Raw genomic sequence first — 2,859 nt, 5'->3', positions numbered from 1 at the left:
TATCGTAGTGGTACGTATGCGTGTATTCGCGTTCGTTGGTGAATGACTCAATTTTGTTGAACGTACTATCGTATGTGTAGAGCGTCGTCCCTGCGGGTGTGGTCATTGAGGACACATTACCGTCGTAGTCGTAGCTTGTGTTATTCATCACTTATGATACCATTTGTTTCCCAACGCCAATCCTATTATCAAAAACAACATACCCAGAGGTATCCCATCGATATTCCGAGAAAACCACATACTCAAACCAATGATAAAAGTAACTAGTAATAGCTTAAAAAATAAACTCATTTTCTGTCTACCTTCTATTTATTATTTTCAATTAATTTTATGTAATTCTGTGATATATAATCGTAGATAATGTCATAGAAAGGTTGTGCATAAGGATTAACTCTATTACTTGTAATTGCTCCCAATGTATCAAGCATAGATTTTATTACAGGTTTATCCGAATACAACATTGTTTGAGTTACATCAGACCCCATTGCTATTCCTCCAAAAATAATTGTTCCTACTTCTATCCCTGATAATAAACTAATAAATGCTGCACCTCGTGAATAATATGATAAATTATTTAAGAAAGTCTCTCCGCTAAAACTTGTTTGTTGTGCCTGGTTCTGAGAAGAACCTATATTTAGTGAAACAGGTGGAATAGGATTTTTGTAGCAAGCATTTCCCGGGTCAGACGAAAATGTTTTACATTTATTTGCAAGGTCTGCTTCTCTTCTTTTTCTATCTGCTTCTTCAACTTTTGCCTGTTCTGCTTCATCATAGTAAATTTCATCAACAGGACGGTTTGTATCATACTGGTCGTTCATCATCTGTGTAGTACCGGCATAATCAAATTTAACTTCTACCTTGTACCCACGCTGAACCTCATCCTCTTGCAGAGCGCCGTTTATATCGCTCTCCAATGAATATTGACTTTCATCTATTTGTTGTTGTAATCCTTCCCACCCTGAATCATAATCCAATGGGTCAAGCCCCTTCGGGTCGATGAGATTGAGCGGGTTGTTACGGCAGTATACGTATTTATTGAAAGACACAGAGTCACTCATATCAGTGACGGGGTCTCGAGAAATGAACCGTCCGATAAACGAGTCATAATACCTCGCACCCATGAGTGACAGGCCGGTATCATCGCTACGAACACCAAGAGAACCAATAAACCCGTAAATAGCTGCCGTGCCACTGCTATCTAAGATATTTCCAAACGGGTCGTATTTATAGGTCCCTGTAATATTCCCACTTCCATCAGTCACCGCTGCTACGCTCCCCAGCCCGTCACAGTGATAGTAGTTAGTTGTGATTATGTTTCCGCCAAGAGATTGGACGGAACACACCATTTCGTTCCCGGGCCAAACATACACATAGCGTGTTACAGTATCCCCGTTGATTTCATAAATGTTGTTGCATTGCAGAGCGTCGTAGATACAGTATTGTGTCTCTGTCGGACTACTTTCGTTGACTTTGTATTTTTCCACTGACATTCTTTTCCCTGCGTGGTTGTAGATATATTTTTGGTAACTTCCGTTGGGGAATATTAGCTTGTTAAGCCTATTCTCATAATCATATTCATACGAAGTGGTTTTATCGTTCTCTATTTTTTCTGTCATATTCCCATTACCGTCGTAGCCATAACTCAACGCTGTATACGTACTCTTATACGCCGATACCCCTACCATAATACTCCCTGTGGTGTCAGATAAGTCATAGTTATCTGTATCTCCCGTCCCACCATTTAACGCGGTACACTGTACTTGTGCACCAGTCAGTTCATTCCCTGCGTTGTACTGGTACGCTGCGTTCCCGCCCCAGTCGGTGTATGTTGTGCGGTTACCCGCATCATCGTAATTGTACGTTTGTGTAACAACCGGGCTGCCCGGATACGTAACTTCTTTTAACTGATAAATATCATCATACCCATATCCCGCAGTACCGTCAATAGTTTGTATTGACGTTTTCATCCCGGCAAGGTTGTACCCGTAATGGAAGTACGGCATCCCGGACAGGTTACTGTCTATATTTTCTACCCAATTGTTAGCGTTGTAGGTATACGACGTTTCTATACCGTTAGGGAACGTTATTTTCTTGCGTGTACCAGTTTTGTAGTAATCAAAACTTAATGTTCCCGCATCCTCGTCCGTTAGATAGTCCAGCCGGTTAAGTTCGTCATACCAAAACTCCGTAACTTTATTATCGGGATAGGTTACTGTCTTACGGTTACCCACTGCGTCGTAGGTATGCGACAGGTTATACGTTTGGTTGGTAGACAAAAACTTTGTGGAAACGTTTGTCAGGCGGTTAAGCTCGTCATACCCGTACACGGTTTCAATATCCTGTGTCACTGCTTGGGTTGAGTTCCCCACTGCGTCGTACGAGTACGTAAAACTTGTACTGTTGGGATAGCGTACCTGCGTCAACCGGCTCGCGTTGTCGTAGTCGTAGTATATACTTTGGTTGTTCCCATCAACTTTGTAGTCAAGCAGAGCGCTTAGCCCGTCATATACATACTGCACATTCTTCCCCAGGGGATAATGTTCGTAAACCAACCTATTGAGCCCATCGTAGTCGTAGGTGGTAACGTTACCCTTAGCATCCGTAACTTTTTTGCGGTTGCCCACTCTGTCATAATCGTAGTACGTATATTTTAGGTTCGCGTCTTTGACTGACACCAGGCGGTTGAGGCAGTTATACCCGTACACCGTGTGTTTATCCATAGGGTCGGTTATCAGCGTACGGTTACCGGCTTTGTCATACTCATAATGCGTATGCCCTATTGGCGCGGTTTCAAGGATAAGCCGGTTAACTTCGTCATAGTCATAACTCGTAGTATTATTTTCCGCGTCCTTCACGGAC

The 2,859-nt window shown here is 42.4% G+C and carries 1 protein-coding gene; it reads right to left on the bottom strand.

Annotated features, from left to right (window positions below; genetic code table 11):
- Positions 1-305: 305 nt before the first annotated feature.
- Positions 306-2,859, bottom strand: a 2,554-nt coding sequence (locus WC955_13360) for an RHS repeat-associated core domain-containing protein (protein MFA5860043.1), incomplete at its 5' end; no start/stop codon positions are given.

Source organism: Elusimicrobiota bacterium (assembly GCA_041658405.1).
Classification (GTDB): Bacteria; Elusimicrobiota; UBA5214; order JBBAAG01; family JBBAAG01; genus JBBAAG01.
This window is presented reverse-complemented; position numbering and strand designations above follow the sequence as displayed.